Source organism: Leptospira inadai serovar Lyme str. 10 (genome assembly GCF_000243675.2).
Taxonomy (GTDB): Bacteria; Spirochaetota; Leptospiria; order Leptospirales; family Leptospiraceae; genus Leptospira_B; species Leptospira_B inadai.
Genome location: NZ_AHMM02000015.1, coordinates 859290 through 881393, shown reverse-complemented (window position 1 = coordinate 881393; position 22104 = coordinate 859290). Strand labels below are relative to the sequence as shown.

Annotated in this window: 10 protein-coding genes; 8 read left to right on the top strand and 2 right to left on the bottom strand. The window is 44.8% G+C overall.

The features are described from left to right. The first annotated feature begins 1567 nt into the window (after nt 1-1567). From LEP1GSC047_RS07785 to LEP1GSC047_RS20815, 6 genes are all read left to right on the top strand, one after another. Nucleotides 1568-10042, top strand: a complete 8475-nt coding sequence (locus tag LEP1GSC047_RS07785; protein ID WP_039934236.1) for a TIGR04388 family protein — start codon at nt 1568-1570, stop codon at nt 10040-10042. After that, on the top strand, nt 9981-10598 hold the full coding sequence (locus tag LEP1GSC047_RS07780; protein WP_010410753.1) for a hypothetical protein: 618 nt from the start codon (nt 9981-9983) through the stop codon (nt 10596-10598). The genes LEP1GSC047_RS07785 and LEP1GSC047_RS07780 overlap by 62 nt, the downstream gene beginning before the upstream one ends. Before the next feature lie 45 nt (nt 10599-10643). After that, nucleotides 10644-10832: a hypothetical protein gene (locus LEP1GSC047_RS07775; RefSeq protein ID WP_010410756.1), complete on the top strand. Its 189-nt coding sequence runs from the start codon at nt 10644-10646 to the stop codon at nt 10830-10832. A gap of 298 nt (nt 10833-11130) precedes the next feature. Further along, nucleotides 11131-11415, top strand: coding sequence for a TIGR04388 family protein (locus tag LEP1GSC047_RS07770; RefSeq protein WP_337587470.1), 285 nt, complete (start codon nt 11131-11133; stop codon nt 11413-11415). A 210-nt stretch (nt 11416-11625) separates the two neighbouring features. After that, nucleotides 11626-12849: a TIGR04388 family protein gene (locus LEP1GSC047_RS20820; protein ID WP_337587469.1), complete on the top strand. Its 1224-nt coding sequence runs from the start codon at nt 11626-11628 to the stop codon at nt 12847-12849. Between the two features lie 31 nt (nt 12850-12880). Then, the gene (locus LEP1GSC047_RS20815) at nt 12881-16171 is read left to right on the top strand and encodes an intein N-terminal splicing domain protein (protein ID WP_020988284.1); all 3291 of its coding nucleotides are present in this window, start codon (nt 12881-12883) and stop codon (nt 16169-16171) included. Between the two features lie 212 nt (nt 16172-16383). On the opposite strand, the gene LEP1GSC047_RS07755 is transcribed toward LEP1GSC047_RS20815, so the two are convergent. Then, nucleotides 16384-17454 carry an integrase core domain-containing protein gene (locus LEP1GSC047_RS07755; protein ID WP_010410789.1) on the bottom strand — a complete coding sequence of 357 codons (1071 nt, stop codon included), beginning with the start codon at nt 17452-17454 and terminating at the stop codon, nt 16384-16386. A 714-nt stretch (nt 17455-18168) separates the two neighbouring features. Here LEP1GSC047_RS07755 and LEP1GSC047_RS07750 point away from each other — a divergent pair. Next, entirely contained in the window at nt 18169-19671 is a 1503-nt protein-coding gene (locus LEP1GSC047_RS07750) for a transposase (protein WP_010410792.1), read from the top strand. Nucleotides 19672-20124: 453 nt separating this feature from the next. After that, complete coding sequence (locus LEP1GSC047_RS07745; RefSeq protein WP_010410798.1) at nt 20125-21123, top strand: alpha/beta hydrolase; 999 nt, start codon at nt 20125-20127, stop codon at nt 21121-21123. Between the two features lie 51 nt (nt 21124-21174). On the opposite strand, the gene LEP1GSC047_RS07740 is transcribed toward LEP1GSC047_RS07745, so the two are convergent. Next, nucleotides 21175-22059: a LysR family transcriptional regulator gene (locus LEP1GSC047_RS07740; RefSeq protein WP_010410801.1), complete on the bottom strand. Its 885-nt coding sequence runs from the start codon at nt 22057-22059 to the stop codon at nt 21175-21177. Nucleotides 22060-22104 lie beyond the last annotated feature (45 nt).

The following is a 22104-nucleotide window of genomic DNA, read 5'->3' as shown; positions in this document are numbered from 1 at the left end:
TAAAAATATATTGCATATTTGATAATTATCTATGGAATTGACATGATTCCGCGATAGTAAGGCATGCTTTTGCTATCGGATTGGCTGGGGGGCTCTTTTGGGTCCAGCGAAATTTGGTTTTGTTGGCCGTTTCCTGGCCTGCAGAGGATAGAGAGTCAGAGGGCGTTCAGAGGACAGAAGACAGAGGACTGAACATTGATGAGCGGGGATTCCATGTTACAGAGAAAGATTCTTGTGTTGAGAGCGGATTTTTCCCAATCCTCCGCTGCCTTGCCAACTCCAAGCAGCTTCTGTCTAGCGTGAGCGAAGCTAACGCGTCTGACCTCTGTCTTCTGTCCTCTGTCTTCTGAAAGCAAGATTGAAAATTTTGCAATATATTCTAAAATGGAATAATAGACTTCAAAGTTTGGATTCTGGGGACCGAAGGAAAGCTTTTGGTTTTTTGCATTTGGATGTGAAGGAAGGAGTTACTATGTTTCTAAATTCTCGTAGACGCGGTCTTTCAGAGGACAGAAGACTGAACATTGATGAGCGGGGATTCCATGTTACAGAGAAAGATTCTTGTGTTATTGTGGATTCTTTTTCTACTCCTATAAACTTTCCAAAGTCTAGCAGCTACTGTCCTCTGTCTTCTGTCATCAGTCCTCTGGGAGACAGAACATTGGTGAACAGGGTTTCCATGTTCTACAGAAAGATTCTTGCGTTAGCAGAGGGTTTGTCCCGTACCTCTGTAACTTTTCCAACTTCGAGCAGCTTCTGTCCTCTGTCTTCTGTCATCAGTCCTCTGGGAGACAGAACATTGGTGAACAGGGTTTCCATGTTCTACAGAAAGATTCTTGCGTTAGCAGAGGGTTTGTCCCGTACCTCTGTAACTTTTCCAACTTCGAGCAGCTTCTGTCCTCTGTCTTCTGTCATCAGTCCTCTGGGAGACAGAACATTGGTGAACAGGGTTTCCATGTTCTACAGAAAGATTCTTGTGGTAACAGAGGGTTTGTCCCGTACCTCTGTAACTTTTCCAACTTCGAGCAGCTTCAGTCCTCTGTCTTCTGTCATCAGTCCTCTGGGAGACAGAACATTGATGAACGGAGTTTCCATGTTCTACAGAAAGATTCTTGCGTTAGCAGAGGATTTGTCCCGTACCTCTGTAACTTTTCCAACTTCGAGCAGCTTCAGTCCTCTGTCTTCTGTCATCAGTCCTCTGGGAGACAGAACATTGGTGAACAGAATTTCCATGTTCTCAAGAAAGATTGTTGTGGTAACAGGGGATTTGTCCCGTACCTCTGTAACTTTTCCAAAGTCTAGCAGCTTCTGTCCTCTGTCTTCTGTCCTCAGTCCTCTGGGAGACAGAACATTGGTGAACAGAATTTCCATGTTCTACAGAAAGATTCTTGCGGTAACAGGGGATTTGTCCCGTACCTCTATTACTTTTCCAACTTCAAGCAGCTTCTGTCTAGCGGGCGCGAAGCGAACGCGTCCGTCCTCTGTCCTCAGTCTTCTGTCCTCTGCTTCTGTTCGTTTCGTTTTTTTGTTTCTATTCTGTTTTCAGAGCAGTGTACATTCCCAACCAGTGGGAGTTCCCCAGTTAGATCCTCAACATTATAATTGGCAGCAATGGCAGTCTCTTTTGCAGCAATCGTATTCGGTCGCCAACGGATCTCATTCTATCACGAATTGGGATGCGATTATGTTGCAGAGCTATGCGGTCTTGCAATCGGAGTGGCAGGCGGAAATCCAGATGCAGATTTCCTCTTCGGTGAGTCAGGTCCATACCCAGGACGGCTTTCAGAGCGTTCAGGATTATAAGAGCTATTTGTATGACGCCTTGCAAAGTCAGGCCTCGGGTTTATTGACTCAGTGGCAGGTGGACGCGGAAAGATCCATCCAACTGGAGAGAAATCATTTTATCGATACCTATTATCAGGGGAATGCGGCCCAGGTCGCGACTCTGAAGGATCAATTCGATTCGGAGTTTCATAGTTTTATTTCGGGGAATTCCCCTTCTCTCAGCGGGGTCTTTGCGGGGAACGGGAATTTATTTACGAATACCCAAATGTCTTTGCGGCAATTGGAACAGCAATGGTATAGTCAATTTAATTCTAATATTCAAAACGGCTTATATAATTACCAGGAGGCCTTGCAGGCCTTGAATAACGATTACGCCAAGCTCTTGAGCCGGATCAATTCCACGGAGGCCCAGTACCAGGCGTATCTGCAACAGATCCGATCGTATGAGGACAGTGTGAAGGATCAGATCAAGCAGACGATGGACGGCTACCAACAATTCCTGAATAGCACGGATCTGTTTTGGAATACCGCCTCCGCCTTGTATGATTCCAAAGCGAACGGCGGTGCGGGGGGTTATGTGGGAGCTCCCTCTTGCGCGAGCGGTAATATCTGCGTGGATTATTTGTACGACGTGACCTTGAGTCAATTCGTAAGCTCCTGCAATCATGGGGACGTTTGTATCACATTACGGTATGACACGACGACTCAAAACTACTCGAGTCCGTCCTGTCCGAGCGGCGGGGATTGTTCCTCCAACCCGACCAAGAATATCTCCATCCATACTTCCTTGAACGGGGACGGGAAGGCCTTTCAGGCGGTGATCAATTCCATAGAGACCGCGATCACGCAGGGCCTGCATTCGTACGGGATCTTCGATTCCACAACGGGTCAGCTCTTGAGTTATCCTCAGTCCTGCTTGAACGAGGGTGCGGTTTGCAACCAGGGACAGTACGATCTTTCGGCTTCTAAGTTTTTGAATTCGACGGTTTGTCCGTCCGGGCATGTCTGTTATAACGCGGTAGTGGATCGCTCGAATCCGTCTTCTCTTACCGGTCTTTATTATGCGAATACCTGCCCCGCTGGGGATGTGAATTGCGTCGCCTGCCCTAGTTCCGGCGGTATTCAAGACTCCTGTCAGATCCAATCGTTTGAAGCTTCTCTAATGTATGCGGCGACTACGATGTCTCAATTTCTGGCTCATGAGCAAGGGGTGATCAACACCGAGTTATCGTATATTTTAAGCGGAACCGGTTCCGGGGGAACCCAAGGCATCGATCTGGGCGGTTTCAATCCGTTCGATCATGGAATGCGTCCGTCTCATAGTCCGAACACACTTTACATCACGACCCAGGATTTTTTGGAGGGTCAGTACGATCTGACAAAGAGAACCGGGCTTGTGGGCCTCGCCTGGGAGATCGTAAGTTATATCCAAGGCGGAATCACGGAAAAAGAATTTGCCAACTGGATCATGAATGCGGCTTCTGCGGGGAGCTCCTCGGTTTGTCCCGGCACGGCTCCGGGGAGTGGAAGTCCCACGATCGACAGGGACGTTTATAACTCCAACGATTTTGATCCGGGTTGTCTGGGTGCGGCCTTGCGCGGTTTAGCTCCGGGTGTGATCGTGGACGCGGTCAGTCGGATCCAGGGCCAGACCGATTTGATTGCGTTTAACGATCGAAACTACATCGGTAACAGTTATATGATCTTAGAAGGAGGTCCGAATAACTGGAATCAGGACCCTGCCTATTGCCATGACGGACTCGGTTGTTTTTTTAACCCGTTCGGAAATGTGCCTGCGATCGGAGGAGCCAACCAATGGTTTCAGTCCAACCCGACGATCATTCGGTGGGGAGAGAATAACTTTTATAATTATACGGAAGATCAAGCAGGCGTTTATAAAGAAGGCGTTGGCCTTGTTAACACAGTCATGAAGGAGGATTCCATCGGGATCGTTTTGAATTATACGACCGTGGATACGAACGCACATGCGAACGCAATGACCTGGCAGGCCTTGAGCACCCAACTCCAGAGTTTTTCGTTTAACTGGAATCAGAATATCCTGCCGGCGATCAGTAACTGGACGTCTCAGACAAGCACATACGAGACTCAGTATTTAAATTGGCAGAAGACGGAAGCCGCTTTGATCGCAGAGGCCCAAAGCGATTATTCGAATACGTTAAGAGAATTACAAAAAAGCGAAACGGCCTGGCTCGTACATATGAACGATCTCCAGACGAAGGCGACTAGCGATTTTACCTCCGCCAATAATAAGCTCCGGGATTCCAAACTCCAGGCGGATGCGGATCTGGTCGCGAAAGAACTGTTTTCCACTTTACTTTCCCGTAATGGAGAGACGGGTTTGTCCGTCTCCAGGAATCCCAGCGGCTTCGATTTGAGTGCTTCTCATTCGAATCTTTTCGGTTCTCTTTTTTCGTCCTTGAACGGGATCGATCCTCAGACGGGTCTTCCTAGTTTTTCGATTCTCCAGGGGATTTCGACCGCGTTTAGTAACGCGAGTGCGGGTCTCGGGAATTTAAGTTTATTGTCTTCCACCAATAATGCTCTTTTGAACTCCCGTTCGAATTATATGCAGCAACTTGCGGATTCTCTCCGCTCAGAAAGGACCTTTACTCAAAACGGAGAGAGTAATCTTTTAAAAGACCACGGGAATCTTTCCACGAAGGTGGTGGGAGATACGACCTATCTCGTGAATAACCAGGGGTATTTCGTACATTGCGATACAAACGGTTCCTGCACTTCCTGCGGAACGGATGCGAATGCCTGCGACGGAGGAAAGGCCACCGATATCAGCACGTTCTTGAAAAACGTCTGCGGGGAAAAATTAGATTCCTGTAATCAATACACGAAACTGAAATATTCCAATGTGGCATACGACTCGAAAACGGGAGAGATCTCCTTGGATGAGTCGATCTACGACGGAAAAGCGACATCTACCGGGAACGACCAGGATGCGAGCACGTATCGCTTCGGATCTTACACACAACACCTGACCATCCGTCCACCCGTGTTTCTGCTAGGCCAGGGAGCGAACAGCTTCGGGAATATCTTCGATAGCAACCATGAGCACGGAGAGGACAAGATCATGTCTTCGTTTGTGGGTAGAAGCTTCGAGAATATGAATAATTTCTTTCAGAATTCCCATTACACGAATACGATCCTTGCGTCGGTTAACGCCCTGGATTCTAGGAATAACTATAATACCCAGGCCGCTTGGAATAGCGCCTCGGGCCAGGCCCACACCGCAAACCTAATCGCGGATTATTTAGAGACCCTGTATTTAGGCGGGGGAATGAAGGACTTCATCAAAAAGGAAACGCATAATCTAGTCCAAGGGTTTATCGCAACTACATTGGCCAATATTTTCCATCTAACACCGGAGGGAGCCTCCTTCCTTGCCGGCGCCTATATGGATCACGAGGCAGCCCAGGTAGCAGAACGGCACTTGGGGATCTTAAAACCGATCGACAACTTCTTCAAGACTGTAATACCCACAGATGCTTTAGTCCATCTAGGAATCGGAGTCACACACGCAGACGATCTCCGAGCCATCAAACAATGGAAAGACGACAAGTACGCCGCCTACGGACAGATCGTAGCAGAGAGCATGAGAGCCCAGAACCTGCCCCCGGACCAGATCGCACTCGTAACCCAAGTGGTTACGGAGTATTTCAAGATGAGAGATGCGAAAATGGAACTCGGCATGAGGGGCGGAATGTTTTCCCTCTCTAGACTCGAAGGCACACTAAAAGCAGTGAACGCTTCCATCGGCGGAGCCATCGCAGAATTAGAAGGCGCCCTCTTTAAAAACTTCAGCCACGATTTGAAAGCGATGGGGATGATTTCCGCACGAGATGAGCAGAACTTCGATAAGAACCTCCGATACGCCATCAACGATACCAAGATGGTCTATGAAAAAAATGCGATCAAGGCTTGGCAGGCGGATGTAGTTGCAATTGCCAAAGACGCCGTACAACTCTACGGAAAACAACAGGGCATGGATCCGACGTACGTAAACCAGGTCGCGGACATGGTCGGGAATATGGTGTATCGAGAACAGGCAAGATCGGAACTAAAGAGACTACATTTAACGGAGGATATTATTACCGCAGCCCTCGGTGGAGGAGTTTCTTATTCGTATCTAGACCGTTCCCTTTTCAAAGGAGGATTGACGAAGCTAACGATGCAACTCGGACGCGGAATTTTAACCTCCCAGGCGGATATAGGACGAGCACTCGGGTTATTTACAAAATCCGAAACTAAGGATTTTTATAAACAAACCAAAGATTGGTCGGACAGCGTAACGGGAGATGCGTTAGAAGCCAAATCTCGCCAAGGAAACCTGGACAAACACTGGTGGAAAGAACAAGAGAGAGGACTCTTCTTTGATCTGATCGGAAAGACCGTGGACCCGAATGGAGATCCAGCGGAACAACACCTGATCGGACAACTCTTACAAAGAGTCTTTGACGAGAGACAAGCGAAGAAACAAGCACGACAGGAACGAGAACACCAGGCAATCGAGGCAGTAGAAATCGCGGCGAGTATCGCAATCACAGTGTTAACCGAAGGAGCAGCAAGCCAAACCTTAATGCAAACGTTAGCCACCATCGGGGACGATATCAAAAACTTTTTTACCTTCTCCGGAGAAATGGCGAGCGTAATCCGAGGAGGCGCAGTCGTAGCAGATGTAGCCGCTCAAACATACATGGGAAACAAGGACGGGGGAACGAACGGAGCCGTTGCAGGATTTGTGAACGGCCTCTTAAGTACATTCACACTTTATAATAAACTCCCAGTAAGTGGATTTGTATCCTGGACACCTCACGAAAACGCAAACATACTGTATGGAACAGGCGAACGAAAAGGCGGCTGGGGAGGAGGCGCTATCTTTGCGGCTCCCACAGGCTCCGATTTGCCGATCAACGGAGGTTTAACCTTCACTCCCGGAAGTGGTCTCGATCTCAACCTGAATTATAACTTCAAGGGTGGATACATCGGACTCGATTACAACTTCGCAAGCGGGAACTACACCGCTAATGGAGGAATGGATGTTTACAAAAATGGAACCAACGGCCACCACGTAGGACTTTCCCTCTCCGCAAGCAAAGACGGAAGTGCAAGCGTAGGAGGATATTATAATTATGGCAAGGACAACACACCACCGAACCTACGAGGCTATGGTGGAACTCTTACCTACTCCAACGACGGCAAATTCAATCTAGGCGCCCAAGTACTCGGGGGAACGGCCGCCTCCATCGCTTACAACTCCAACACTCACAGGTTCGAGAAAGTACAGGGAAATACAAACTGGCAAAACGAAATGCTACTTGCTAAAGTACAAGAAAATGCGAACCACAACTTTGAGAAAAGTCTACCCAAGGTAGCAGACGCAGCCGGACAAGTATTAAGTTCCAATAATATCATCTCCGAGGCAGAAAGAATCTCTCTCATGAGTAACCCGGAAGGACAACAGAAGATCCTAGAGCTCTACTCCCAAAACAAAGAGGGCCTCATAAACAGCGTAGACGGAGAACGAGTCCGGGGAGACATGAGAGAGATTGCGGAGAAAAACAATCTAAAACTGGAATTCGTGAACGACTCACCTACGAGTGAACTTGGTAAGACACTGGCTAGAATCGGTGGTGACATCAAGATGATGTTCGGTATCGCAGACTCCGGCCTCATGGCGGTGGATGGAGACGGGAAGTGGAAGGTGAAGACTTGTTTTACCGCGGGAACTCCTTTGAATTTAAAAGGAGGAACTGTACCGATAGAGACTGCTAGGATAGGTGATATAGCCCTATCCTGGAACGAAGTAACCGGAAAATTCGAATACAAACCGATTACTCAATTGTACGTGCATGAGGTCCCACAGCTATACAACTTAGAATTAGACGGAGAAGAACAGTTTCAAGTGACTTGGAACCACCCGATCCGAGTTCGGAAAAAAGGGGCAGAAGAAGAAATCGGCACGCCGGAGAATACGGACTGGGTGATCGTAGAAAAGCTAGGCGTGGGAGATCACGTCTTGAAATCGGATGGAACCTGGGCTACACTCACCGATATCTATTACCATAACGTAAAGCCTACAAAAGTGTATAATCTAGAAGTCGAGGACAACCACACGTATGTGGTCGGATCGGAAGTAGCTTTTGTAGTACACAACTACGCGAACGGAACCGAATATGAATTAACCAAAGGAGCTAGGGTCAACGAAGAGAACCAAAAAATGGTTGCTGACCTAGAAGATTCGGTTTCGAATAAAGGATTTTTGGATAAACTCTTCGGAAGAAACACGGAAGTAACCCCGGAAGTTCAAAATAATCTAAAAGAGCTAAAAACCCTACTCTCTCAAAGAAATCAATTCGCAGAAGACATCGGAGCCGCACAGAGCCTAGCAGCCGCTAGACGATCCGAGAAATTTGTAGAGTTACTAAAAACGGAAGAAAAAGCAAAACAAACGGTCGCAGATCTAAAGAGACTCCAAGAGGACAACCAACTCCGATTACAAGATAAGACTCTACTACCTGAAGAAATCAAGGGAGTAAAAGCCTTAGACAAGTATATAAAAGAAAAACTGGGATTTGCAACAAGAGAGTTAACATCCGCAGAAAAAGCCGTAAAAACAAGTCTAGCGACTTTAACACAAGAGGCCCAAAAGAAATTCCAAACCGGAAAAGCACTTTCTTTGTTTGAGATGCGTTCTGGTTTAGATACCAAACTCAAGAACATAAAAACGGATCTATCTCAACTACAAACGAGGAAAGCCTCATTAGAAATGGCAATCCGCCTGAATCCAAAAGATGAGGCTCTACGAACAAAATTAACCGAGGTGAATCAAGAAATCCAAAAATCGAACTCGATTGTAGGAGGAAGATACCTTGAATTAATCAAAGATAATGTATCCAGGGAGAATCGAACGTCTACAAAAGCGAATTACGAAAAAGCGGCGAAACTCGCAGCCATCGACAATCAAATCCGAGAGAAGATCAAGGCGACCTTGGCCATTGTTCCCAAAGGATCGAATGGAGAATTTACGGGTAAGCTATCTTACTTGAACACACCGGATCCGGAAGCAGTGAACGTAAAAGCGCATGATAAAAACGAAAACTATTTTGATAAGGAACACGCAAATAGAATTCGGACATTCGGATCGGAAGGAATGCCGAACTTAACACAAATCAAACTTGCAATGAGCCACGAACTCGAAAAAGGCATCCCACTTGGCCGCGGTCACAAGGCGATCATGAGCGAAACTCAGTTTAAAGAAGCAATCGCAAGAGTAACAGAAAAACCTGAAATACCAAAGTTGGAACTCGACTTTTTTGGAAATCCAACCAAAGAATCCGTAGCGGCGAGAGGAGAAGCACTCTTGAAATACGCGGATACGATGGTGGCCGGACAAGGCCCTGGAAAAGGAATGGAAGTACAATCTTCGGTGATCATCGAAATGATCCGGCAAATGGGACCGGAAAAATTCGGTCCGAACCCAGAACTCGTAAAACGAGCTTCCAAAATCATTGGAGAAACACAGACTAAAATTCAAGAACTAACATCCAAATATGAAAATGGAGAAATCAATAAAGGCATATACGAATCCGAAAAGACCAAATTAAACCAAATTCGAGATTGGAACTCGGATGTAATTGCGTTACGAGATGCAAACTTAGTGAAAGAATTCGTATTCCAGAAAGATAAATCAGGAAAATTGATTCAAAGTAGAGAGCTTGCTTTGAAAATGTCCTCTGCGATCTGTAGAGTCTTGGCAAATCATACCCAAGCAACCTTCTCGGAAAAAACGAACCTGAGTTTTGGAGAGTATATGATCAACAAAATGCAGAACGGAGACGTGAAAATGAGTGGTGGAGCTCCCGTGTTTGATGTGGGCAGGCTGAGAGGATTTGAAGAGAAGCTTTCAAAATCCTTTGACTCATCAGGAATGGCCCTGCAAAATAACTTTCCGGATCTATCTTTCAAAGACGGGAAAATTGTAGGAGTCACAAACCCGATTAGTATGGACACCTGGAACAAATTTACGGAAAGTTTACCCGAAGGTGCCGTGATTCAAGTCTGGGGAAATTCGGACGAGATCATGGGTCCGAATCACTTCTGGATTTTGTATAAGAAAGATGGAGCAATTTGGGATTATAATAATAATGGAGGAAGAGACAAACATGGAAAAGCAGAAAAATTTAAACCAAAAAAGTATCCAGTCTATGGCGTTTATCATAATTAGAATATTGGTTATTCTTCTTTTGGCTGTTTTTTCGGGATGTAAACCCGATAAAGCTCCATACGAAAAGTATTATAGTGAAAACTTTTCTATTCCTGATGCAAAGGAAATGAAAGGCGTATATAACTTTGGACCGGGCCGCGAACTAGTTCAATTTGCAAAGAAAGAAAAATCATTCAAGCAAACGTATGCCGAAAGCTGTATGTTTCTCGATCCTTATAAAAAAAAGCTAACTTTTGCTTTCGCATCTGTGCCAGGAACGTTTGATTTAAAGATTATTAACTATCTGAACAATGATACCCTTTATATCGCTAATGAAAACAAAGAGGTACTTAAATTTGTATTCAACAAGGGAAAGGATCCGGCCTATTCTGAAGGATCCGGCGTTTACTACTTTGAAGCCTTTTCGGCCGATGGGGAAGTTGAATTTAATAAGAATAAAGAAATTTTTTCGGGCGGTCAAATTGACTCCCCGACACTCGCGGAATGCAAGGAGCATTATGAAAATGCCCTGGAGGTAGAAGGGAGCTATAACGTCCCAAGAGGACCTACGGATTGATGAGATTTAAGAAAACAAAATCCTAGAATTTAATAGGAGTTAAAAATGAAACCAAAAGTGATCACTTTAGCAGAATATAAAGAAAAAAAGGGCTTAGTCGATAAGCCTCGTAAAAAATTAAAAAAACGAATCATTCACTCTAATAAAAATGAATCTGAGTGTAAAGAATTGAATCGAACAAACTATTTTGATTTACCCTTCCCCCTGGAGGAAATATTGAAAGGTATTGTTTAGACCGTTAGAACCCGCTTTTGGCGGATTTCTTCGTAAAAAAGGGGCTCGCTGCACCGCCGGTGCGAAGAGACTAAAAAGAGATCTTTGACAACGATTTTCTAAGAAAGAGGGATCGGACTTAGAAGAGAAATATTAGGATCAGGGCAGCAAACGTAATCCTAGCGTTGAATACTGAACTCAACGCGAGAATTAACGATCACGACCCGCGAAGGATCGAACCGGGGTCACAAAATCGCGAATGCGATTTTTTGACCGGAGGTGAGAGCCTGACCCGAGTGAAACGAGGGACGCGGTCCTTCTGTCCTCAGTCCTCTGTCTTCTGTCCTCTGAAGTCGCAGACGTAGCGGCGCAAACATACATGGGAAACAAGGACGGGGGAACGAACGGAGCCGTTGCAGGATTTGTGAACGGCCTCTTAAGTACATTCACACTTTATAATAAACTCCCAGTAAGTGGATTTGTATCCTGGACACCTCACGAAAACGCAAACATACTGTATGGAACAGGCGAACGAAAAGGCGGCTGGGGAGGAGGCGCTCTCGCTGCACCGCCGGGTGCGAAGAGACTAAAAAGAGATCTTTGACAACGATTTTCTAAGAAAGAGGGATCGGACTTAGAAGAGAAATATTAGGATCAGGGCAGCAAACGTAATCCTAGCGTTGAATACTGAACTCAACGCGAGAATTAACGATCACGACCCGCGAAGGATCGAACCGGGGTCACAAAATCGCGAATGCGATTTTTTGACCGGAGGTGAGAGCCTGACCCGAGTGAAACGAGGGACGCGGTCCTTCTGTCCTCAGTCCTCTGTCTTCTGTCCTCTGAAGTCGCAGACGTAGCGGCGCAAACATACATGGGAAACAAGGACGGGGGAACGAACGGAGCCGTTGCAGGATTTGTGAACGGCCTCTTAAGTACATTCACACTTTATAATAAACTCCCAGTAAGTGGATTTGTATCCTGGACACCTCACGAAAACGCAAACATACTGTATGGAACAGGCGAACGAAAAGGCGGCTGGGGAGGAGGCGCTATCTTTGCGGCTCCCACAGGCTCCGATTTGCCGATCAACGGAGGTTTAACCTTCACTCCCGGAAGTGGTCTCGATCTCAACCTGAATTATAACTTCAAGGGTGGATACATCGGACTCGATTACAACTTCGCAAGCGGGAACTACACCGCTAATGGAGGAATGGATGTTTACAAAAATGGAACCAACGGCCACCACGTAGGACTTTCCCTCTCCGCAAGCAAAGACGGAAGTGCAAGCGTAGGAGGATATTATAATTATGGCAAGGACAACACACCACCGAACCTACGAGGCTATGGTGGAACTCTTACCTACTCCAACGACGGCAAATTCAATCTAGGCGCCCAAGTACTCGGGGGAACGGCCGCCTCCATCGCTTACAACTCCAACACTCACAGGTTCGAGAAAGTACAGGGAAATACAAACTGGCAAAACGAAATGCTACTTGCTAAAGTACAAGAAAATGCGAACCACAACTTTGAGAAAAGTCTACCCAAGGTAGCAGACGCAGCCGGACAAGTATTAAGTTCCAATAATATCATCTCCGAGGCAGAAAGAATCTCTCTCATGAGTAACCCGGAAGGACAACAGAAGATCCTAGAGCTCTACTCCCAAAACAAAGAAAGTTTAACCATTGGAGCCGAAAACGAACGAGTCCGGGGAGACATGCGGGAGATCGCGGAGAAGAATAATCTAAAACTGGAATTTGTGAACGACTCACCCACATCCGAGCTCGGGAAGACACTCGCTAGAATCGGAGGAGACATCAAGATGATGTTCGGCATCGCAGACTCCGGGCTCATGGCGGTGGATGGAGACGGGAAGTGGAAGGTGAAGACTTGCTTTGATGGATCACAAGAGATCTTAACACCGAAGGGAAACCGTAGAATCGACTCCCTACAAATCGGAGAGGAAGTCACTACAATCAACGAAGAGACCGCTACCCAAGGTAGCAGACGCAGCCGGACAAGTATTAAGTTCCAATAATATCATCTCCGAGGCAGAAAGAATCTCTCTCATGAGTAACCCGGAAGGACAACAGAAGATCCTAGAGCTCTACTCCCAAAACAAAGAAAGTTTAACCATTGGAGCCGAAAACGAACGAGTCCGGGGAGACATGCGGGAGATCGCGGAGAAGAATAATCTAAAACTGGAATTTGTGAACGACTCACCCACATCCGAGCTCGGGAAGACACTCGCTAGAATCGGAGGAGACATCAAGATGATGTTCGGCATCGCAGACTCCGGGCTCATGGCGGTGGATGGAGACGGGAAGTGGAAGGTGAAGACTTGCTTTGATGGATCACAAGAGATCTTAACACCGAAGGGAAACCGTAGAATCGACTCCCTACAAATCGGAGAGGAAGTCACTACAATCAACGAAGAGACCGGAGAAATCGAGACTCGTAAGATCACGGAAACCTTCGTGCATGACGTGAAGACGATTCATAAAATAGAATATGAAAACGACGTAACAGTGACGACTACCTGGAACCATCCATTCGGGGTGTTGAACGCGGGAGACCGAAGCAGGACTTCGGGAGTGACAGGAGACGTTTGGGTAAAAGCGGAAGATCTAAAAACCGGAGATAGAAGCATCACGAAACGAAGCATCAGAAGAGCTAAACTAAAGAGTCGCTTAGCAAGAAGTTCCGTGTTATCAGTAGCCTCGATTTCGATGGGAGAGAATTCGTATAACCGAGACTACCAAACGAACTGGAAGACGGAAAAAGAAGGAACCCTTGGAATCAAGGACCGAAAAGAAGTCAACCGGAACCAGAAAGTGTATAACATTGAGATGGAAGGAAATCATAACTACTTTATAAAAGTGGGAAATGAGTATGTAAGCGTGCATAATTATCCGCAGGACGAGGGAGGTGCATTAAAGAATCTCCGTTCAGAAATCAGTATCTTAAACAAAGAGAACCGGATTATACCGGGAACCGATGCGGTTGTGCGGGATAGGGAACTAGCAAACCAAATCGATCAATTGGATAAAAATGCAACGAACTACGAGAAGACAAACGGAAGTTTAAAAACGGATCTAAAAGAACTATTAAGCAAAAGTAATGCAGCAAGAAAAGTCTTAGACCTGGCCAAAATCAATAATAAGCTACTGGTGGATGTAATCAAGAGTCCCAAATCGGATGGCCTGCCCGGAATCAAAGAGATCCGAGAAGCACTCCGAGGCAATACGGGAGAATTAGGATTTACGAGAAACCAAATGGAAGCGATAACCAAATGGGCCAATGGATATTTATCAGAGAATGCGCTTGTCAAAGCCGGTTATGCGAAGGGAATCGGAACCGAATCGAATGTGTTTAAGGCGCTCGGATCGTATCAAAAAGGAGAGGTAGCAGGACTGCACGGAATCGCACTGGAGGCGGCAAGAAATACGGTGAGTGCCGAACAAGTAGCGAATGCGCGAAGGATACTTACTGAAACAGAAACTAAAATTACCCTAAAAACCAAGGATATACAGACACTCACGAAAAAGTTTACGGAAGAAGCAAACGTAGCAAGAAGAAACATAGAGATCTACGTGAAAGAGAATCTGTATGCGAATAAGTCGTTCACGGAATATCTATCCTCTAAGAATTTACTCCTAAGCGATTCTCAGTTCAAGAAACAGAACTTGAGTTATGAATCCGGCAAGGGAAAAGAACTCAGCGAGAATAATAAGAATCATATGGACGGATTAAAAGAGGTCCTAAAACCGCAAGACAGACAGTATTACGAACAATTGCTGAGTATGAGAGACAAGATCGCACCTTTGGAAGAAACTAGAAGAAAAGCCACAGAAGCAAAACTAGCGACGGATGCGAAGTATCAGAAATTAAAGGTGGAATTGAACGAGGTAACTAAGGAATACAATCGACTGAGTAAAGAAAAAGAGAATCTATTAAACAGGCTCGACTTAACGACTCTAACAAAAGATCTCCCCACTCTACTAAAGTTTGAACAAGAAAGTAAGAAAGCGGAAGGCAGGATAAAATCGGTAGTTTCTACGATGGAGAATAGGAACTTAGAAGTGAGGTCCTCCATCCCGTCGAAGCTAGCCTATGGACCCGAGATCCATGAAAACGCCATCGCATCCGCAAAACAGGACTTGAACTACCAAAGAAACGAGACTGAAATCAAGCGACTAGAAACTCTAAAAGACGGAAATCCACTCAGCACAGGATTTAAAACACCGGAACAGATCGCAGAAAAGATCCGAGAATTAAACAAAGAAAATAAGGAAATCGTAAAGAATTACGAGAAAACCCAAGAAAAGGATCTATCACAGTTTAGAGAGATCCTTGCCAATAAAGGCTTGGAAGGAGCCGATGAATACATACAAAAGAAACTGAACGCACTAAAATACACCGCAGTCAACGAATACTATGATAAGGCAACCGGCCAATTCAAGGGACCCCTGGAGAAATTCAACAATCCGGAGATCGAAGTGGACAAAAAGGCGGATATTGCAAATAACCTGAATACATCGGATACGAAAAAGAACTTCACACCGGGACCGGAATATATGCGACAGATGACGAAGGAAGTGGCATCAGATCACGAACGGAGTTTATCGGAATACAATAAGCGAAGTTCCAAAGACAATAAAATCGAACCACTGCACCCGGAAGAAGTGGTACGATTAGCAAAGCAAGCGTTTACCTCCCCCGCAGAAATATTTGCCGGGGCGCATGCGAACGAAGCATTTGATCCAACCAAACCGGAACATGTAATATCCTTGGTGAAAGAGATGGTGAAGGGAGAGAATGCGAACCAAAGACAATTTGGACCACTGGCGACTCAGTTAGGAGCCGTCTTTGATATGATACGGACGCAAGTGGGAGGAGATGAAAGAAAATTCACACCCGATCCGAGCATCCAAAATGATCCTGCAAAGATGAAAGTCTTTAACGATGTCAAAGAATGGATATTTTCAGGCAAAAGTCCAAGTGAGATGGGAAATGAAACCGCTGCGGCACTTTGCAGAGTCTTTCACAACTACGTTCAGGCAGTCGTAAGTGGAAGAGTTTCCATGCATACGACCTTGGCGGAATTCATGACTCACAAGATACGAATCGGTGCGGTGGCAATGGGTAAAAACGCACACGCTCCGGTCTTGGATAAGGGATTTACGAACGGATATTCGAATCACTTGACGATCAGAGGAACAAGCGGGAATGATTTCGAGAATTTCACCTTCGGAGAAGGCGGTAAACCACTCGGTATCACGAGTGCGATTCCTCCCAAAGAAGTTCAAAATTTCTTGAAAGATTTACCAATAGGCGCTGTAGAGCCTCGCAAAAACTAAAGTAGCAGATGAAAACGCAGATATATCGAATGAAGACGTATTCATTTGAATGAACCTAAGTGCTTACTCGAATGGTTCCCCGAAAATTTCAAAGTAAAATCGGGGAAGGTCCTTTTGTTTAATCCTTTTTAGCTTTCGATGTGGACTCGGTGGGCATGCATAGTCAGTTCGAGGGAGGCTCAAGTTCACTTAATAATGATTGTTAAATAAACTTAAGCTATTTTTTCGTAAGAGTATGTATGATAAAGCCCTCCGAGAACAGGCGTAGCTACTAATTTATAGTTTCCGTCTCGGGGTTTATATAAAACGGGTGAGCTTATCGGAGTGTCTTTCTCTAAAGACAGATGGGTTCTGTTATGGTTATAGAAATGAATAAACTCATCTAGATTTTTTCTAAGGTGATACTCATTTACGGGAATAAAGAAATCTAAGAATTCGTTTCTGCAAGTTTTGATCCATCGTTCCGCATAACAGTTTTGCCAAGGAGATCTTGGGGTTGTCTTTTTATGTTTAATGCCTACCCTTTCCGAATATTTAGTGAATCGTTTTCCGAAAATCGGATCGTGATCGGAAAGAAAGTAATGAAAGTTTTTATTTCCTCGCTTGCGAATTGCAAGTTTGAGAACGTTCCGCATCCATCTTGTGGTCGGTTTGGTATGGATATCAAAGTGAAGTACCTGTCTAGTTCCGACATGAAGAAAGAAAGCAACCTTGAAGATTTCTTTAAAATTAGCCGAGTACAGAGTGAACGTATCTGAAACAACCATAGCTTCGGCATGTAAAGCGTAGAATTGTTTCCAAAGGAGTCGTTTCCTTGGATCCGGTGGTCGTTTCGGAATATATTTTGAGACGGTGCGTTCAGAGATATCATACCCTAATTTATGAAGTAGTCCATGAAGTTTCGTAGCTCCCCAAATATAGTTTTCTTTAGCGACTTTTCTGATCAGTTTAATCGTATTCCAAGGAATATTGGGTCTTCCTGGTTTCTTTCTTTTAGAGATCATGGCCCAAAAGATTTTGAACTTTTCTTTTCTCCATCTAAGAACGGTTTCCGGCGAAACGAGGATCATCAAATTCCGCCAATTTTTAAGGATGTAGGAAAGTAACACGATTTTGATTCTTTCGAAAGGTTTCGTATGAAATTGTTTTGTTTTCCGTTTGTAGGCAGTCAGCTGGGATTTAAGTAAGAGAACTTGTAGTTCGTTCCGGGATTCGGATTTTAAAGAGAATAAGAAGTAAAGAAGTAAGACGCCGTTTAACAGGAGGGATAATTCGAAATGCAAAAATAAATTCCTTTTGTTTTTTCAAATATATAACCTTGTTGCGAAAATGCAGACAGCTTTTCGCTGAAAAAATGACGGAGATAAATCACACATAATACGCAGGCCTTCCTAATTAGGTAGGTCCATTCTAATTCGTCTTTCTGAAAAGTACCTCATTTTGCATGGCCTTCCTCGAACCGATCGAATCTTACCTAAGTTAAGGCATCGTCGTAAGATGAGGATACAGTTTGTCCGACAACGCCTCCGCTAAACAGACATAATCACTTGAGATCTCTTCTTTACTGTTAATAACATTCATAACGTTACTCCTCTTATTTAGGAGCTAACTATACCGAGTCTTACAACGAAGAAAGACTGCATCAAGGGAAAACTCCCATGCAGGCTTTTTTAGATGCAAAAAAGTCGGCCCAAGAAAAGAACATCGACAAGCGTAGTTTCCATGTTCTAGAGGAAGATTCTTGTGTTATAGTAGATCTTTCCTCTACTTCGGTAACCTTTCCAACATCGAGCAGCTACTGTCTAGCGTGAGCGAAGCGAGCGCGTCTGTCTTCAGTCTTCTGTCCTCTGCGCGGGAGCTCCTACTAAATTCATTTTGGAAAAGTTCTTGTCAGGGGAATCGTTTTGTGGTAGAAGAATTTTTCCACCGCTTCGCTCCGGCCCCCAGAGTCTGTTGAAAAAGAGGTGCAAATTTTACGAATGTACTAGATTTGCCGAATGGCAAAGTTCAAGAATACGGACCCTAAACAGCTGCGGATGTATGTTTTAAACTTTCAGGAGTTATTTGGAGAAGGACATCCTATTCATAGCTTTAAGAAAGTCATCGATCGCTTAGATTTTGAGGATTTCGAGAAGAATTACCAGAATGATGAAACAGGGCGACCCGCGATCTCGCCCAAGAAAGTAATTTCGGCCCTTTTTTATTCGATACTAATAGGCAACCTCTCGATGAGAGAACTTTGTAGACTTTCAAAACTGAGAGCCGAATTGATTTATCTATTGGATGGAGAAGAGTTAGATCATACGTTTATTTCAAAGTTTAGAAAGACCCACAAAAATGAAATTGAGGACTTATTCTCTCAAACGGTATTTCTCGGTTATGAAAGCGGTTATATAGATTTTGAAACGGTTTCAATCGATGGAACAAAGATAAAGGCCAATGCGAATTCCGATGATATGGGGGATTTAGAGAAATTCGAGACTCGGTTGAAGCAAATAGAAAAAGTCAGTAAGATAAAACTAAGGGAGTGGGAACGGTCGGCAGATTTAGAACAGACTAAACTTTCGAAAAAAACGAAAGATTTGGAACGAAAAGCAGGCAAGTTAAAAGAGGCTGTAGAATTCTTAAAAAAGCACAAAGACCGCCGCAGGATCCATCTCTATGAGAGAAATTGCGATCTACAGAAAAAGGGAAACGCCTTTATCGTAGGTTACAATGCTCAGGCGGCGGTCGATAGCAAATCTAACATGATTGTTTCCCAATCTGTGGAAACGGGGCAAGCAGATACGAAGTTTACGGAAAAGATGATTCGAAAAGTCGAATATTGTCACCTTTCCCTGAAATCAAGAGACAATGATTTCAGAAAAATTCAATATATCTTGGATGCGGGTTACGCGAGTGAAGCCAACTTTCGGAGTTTAAAGGATTTCGATATTTATTGCCCCGATCAAAAAGTCACAAGGCCATTCCAAGCTGGACGGATACCGAAGGTTCCCGATTCTGCTAAACGAAGACCTCAGTTTATAAAGTTCGCTTACGAAAGAAAATCCAACCGATTCACCTGTCCATCAGGTAGAGAACTTAAATTTAAAGCTGAAAGATTTCTTCGTGGAGACAATCGTTATTTAGATTACAGATCAACGAATTGCAATGGTTGTAAGTTAAAGCACTTCTGCACAAAAGATCGCTCTAAAGCCATTTTGGTGAATTCTAATAATTTAAAAAACAACTATGTTCATTTGAGTCCAAGTAAGAATTACCAACCAAACGAGATGGACAATTTCTACACGATGGAAATGCGTAAAAAGTTAAGACATCCGCAATCGCGGAAAATTTACTCTAAGAGATTCCCCTCGATCGAAGGTGTCTTTGGTGCAATAAAAGGATCTCGTCGCGGATATAGATTTATGACGAAGGGAATAGAAAAAGTATCTTTGGAATGGTCCGAGAGATGCTCCGCTCATAATATAGCAAAACTTTGCGGATTTCGGTATGTTTAAACGATCCGCCAAAAGTTAACTGAAAGCCTTTATAACAATTAAACATAATGATCCCAATTACGAGAAAAATACCGACTAACCTCGCTAACTTTTTCAACAGACTCCCCACCCAAAGGGCGGGGTTTTTTAAGTAAATTCTACTCTCCGGTTCACAGAGGACTTTCAGAGGACGGAAGACTGAGGACAGAACATTGGTGAGCAAGGTTTCCATGTTCTGGAGAAAGATTCCTGCGTTACAGGGGATCTTTCCTCTACCTCTATTACTTTTCCAACTTCGAGCAGCTTCTGTCTTCAGTCCTCTGTCCTCTGTCTTCTGACTTAACTGCCGCCCTTGGCTCGGCTCCCTAAACAGATATTTCTGAATCATAATCGGCAAAAGTTCCGATGCAAAACGCTTGCCTTACTGAGGCATAGAGATAGATTTCGTGCACTATATTTCTCCAGGAAGAATCTTTGAAACGTTCGATTAAATTTTCCTTGGCTACCGTTCTCATTATCGTAGCCGCATATACCGGCGTTTATTACGCGACTCTACCCTCGTACCAGTATAAAGAGCACGCTCTACCCGCAGACTTCGACAGCTATTATCGAATGAAATTGGCAGAAACCCAAGCCAAAGGCGGTCGGACCGGCAACGAAGAAAAGCTGGTACGCTTTTCCCCGGGAAAAACGAAGGCGGCCATTCTATATGTACATGGCTTCGGAGCTTCGCGTGCCGAAGGAGAAGCATCTATGGATAAAATCGCCGCGAAGCTCAAGGCCAATATTTACTATCTTCGCCTTCCTGGACATGGGACAAACAACGAGGACCATAGAGATACCGACTTCCGGGAATATCTGACGACTGCCGAAGAAAGTCTGCTGATGATGGATAAACTCGGCGATAAAATCGTATTGGTTGGGACCAGTATGGGCGGATTAATATCGACATATCTTGCGTCCAAATATCCCGATAAAATTCACGCGTTAATCTTATTATCTCCTTTCTTCGATTTTACGGTACCGGTCGCCAAATTATTTTATCTTCCTGGAGGCACTTCTTTGGCGGAAATGATCAACGGTAAAATAAGAAAGTCGCCTCCTAGAGTCGAGGGTGACGGAATCGGAGAAAAGTATTACGAGTATTGGTACAAAGATCAATACTTATCATCGGTGCAACATGTATCCAACGCCAAAAAATTCATAGCTTCGAACGGGACCTTTGCAAATATCCACAGTCCGACTTTATTAATATATTATTATAAAGACAAGGACCATCAGGACAAAGTTGCCAGCGTTCCAGCGATGTTGGAGGCGTTTTCTAAATTCGGTGGAGAACATCCGAATCCCTTGAACACTAAAGTTGCGGTAGAGCAAGGCCATCACGTTCTCACTTCCAAACACGTTTCAAGCGATAAGGAGAAAATCGAATCATCGATATTGGATTTTTTATCCAAGACCGGCATTCAGTGATGCGGGAATACTCAAAATGCGATTCTTAAAACGCATTGCTTCGCTATAGGGTCATTTTTTCGTAAAATCCGATGCGGCGGCCGCGATTTCTTCCATCAATAAGGAAAGACCCGGACGGATGAACTTACGGTGGCAGAGAAAGAATTTTCTCTCCGCCGTTAATTCGGGCAAATCGATCTTTCGCAAGCGATCGTTAAGCGAATATTCGGACAGAAATCCGATTCCTAAACCGGCCTCTATGGATTTTATCACCGATTCCACACTCCGAAGTTCCATGGAAATGCGCGGCCGAAATCTCTTTCCCAAGGTCCGAATTTTCTTCTCGACTGCCCTTCTAACTGCGGATGCGGGATGAAAGAAAACGAACGGGATTTCGTTCAGATCCGTTAGGCGGATTTTTTTTCTTTTGAAAATCCGGTGCTCTTTCGATGCGGCGGCGATGATTCTATCGGAAAGAAATTCCCTTTCCACTAACCCGGGCTCCGCCATGGGCCCCGTAAGAATCCCCAAATCGACTTCCCCTCTAAGCAAAGCTTCTTTCGTTTCCTGAGCGTCCCCTTCCCTTACGGAAAGAACCAATCCCGGATGATCTATCATAATTTTCTTAAGTATTTTAGGCAAAATCCAAGCCGATACTGTCCCTCCGGCCGAGATCGAAAACGTTCCGGATAGTTCCTTACCCGGCTCCTTCATACCGTCTTTTAACTCTTCCCAAAGAGTGTTCATTTTATCGGCGTACCCTAAAAAGATTTCCCCCTCGTACGTAAGACGAATTTCCCTGGATCCTCGTTCCATAAGAGGTTTTCCGATCTCCCTCTCGAGCAGAGCCATTTGCCTGGATAACGCAGGTTGAGTCAGTCCGAGTCCTTCCGCAGCCCTCTGAAAAGTCCCGATTTTGACGATCTCCAAAAAATAACGAATCTGCCTAAATTCCATAAAACCCTCACTCCAGATATATAACTTTTACTTATACTGTCAATA